Raw genomic sequence first — 927 nt, 5'->3', positions numbered from 1 at the left:
TCCCGCTAACGCGAAAGGACTCCGTCCCGCTACCGCGATCCTAGCAGAGAACCTTCCAGTTCTTGCATTCCTGTAGCGTTGCATGGCAATAGGGTGGGACTTTTGCCAAGAACTCATTTGTCAAGATTTGTCAAGAACTCATTTGTAGAGCAGCTTGCTCTGCTCTTGTACAACTCACAGGGGCTGCTAATCCAGCAAAAACTGTACCCACTTCGGCGGGGGTGGCAGCGGGCAACGAAAGTGCTCCATCACCAGGGCGGCCACCAAATGCACCGTGAATACGTAGATGAGGGAATTGAAGGCAATAAATCCCACCACCACCACCTGAACCATCCAGGGTTCTGCCACCCAGTAGACGCCCCATCGGCTGAGGGACACATCCAGGAGCCAGTTGGTTAGGCCGGTAAGTTGAATGGTTACGTAGATCCAGAGGTTTTCCCCCACCAGTAGGGAGGAAAGCACCAACTGAAAGATCAAGCCCAGGGCGCTGAGCACAGCCCCGCTCACCACCGAGACGTACCAGGAAAGACGCTGCTGCCACAGGCGGGCACACCAATAGCCCAGCAAACCATAGGGAATGACATAGAGAATGCTGCGCGTGGGCCCTATCAGCACCGTCAGCAACAGGCCGGAGACCACCAGGGCCATTGCCCCTGTGCGGGGATCCCAGCGCATCACCGCCAGCGCCACCGGGATGGGGAAAAACAGGCGCATGAAAGGAGCTAGCGGCGTGTAGCTCAGGATCCAGATCAAGGCTGCCGTACTGGCCAAAAAAGCCGTTTCCACCACCCTCAAAGCCGGAGAACGGGGAGGTGGGGGGGGTAAGGGAGGAAAGTCATCCTGCACAGAAGGCTGAGGCGGCGGGGGCACATCCAGAAAAGCACAACTTTTCCCAGCTTAGCTTGTCGGGGTGTGGGGGTAGCTAAG

1 protein-coding gene is annotated in these 927 nt (G+C 57.3%); it reads right to left on the bottom strand.

What is annotated here, in order from left to right:
* Window positions 1–186: 186 nt before the first annotated feature.
* A complete protein-coding gene (locus tag NW856_RS13290; RefSeq protein WP_414383551.1) occupies window positions 187–870 on the bottom strand; it encodes a DUF2232 domain-containing protein in 684 nt (227 codons plus the stop codon).
* Between the last annotated feature and the right edge of the window lie 57 nt (window positions 871–927).

The sequence above is a fragment of the Synechococcus sp. R3-13 genome (assembly GCF_047462195.1).
Lineage (GTDB): Bacteria > Cyanobacteriota > Cyanobacteriia > Thermostichales > Thermostichaceae > Thermostichus.
The sequence above is the reverse complement of the archived record's forward strand: the minus strand, read 5'-3'. Positions and strand labels throughout refer to the sequence as shown.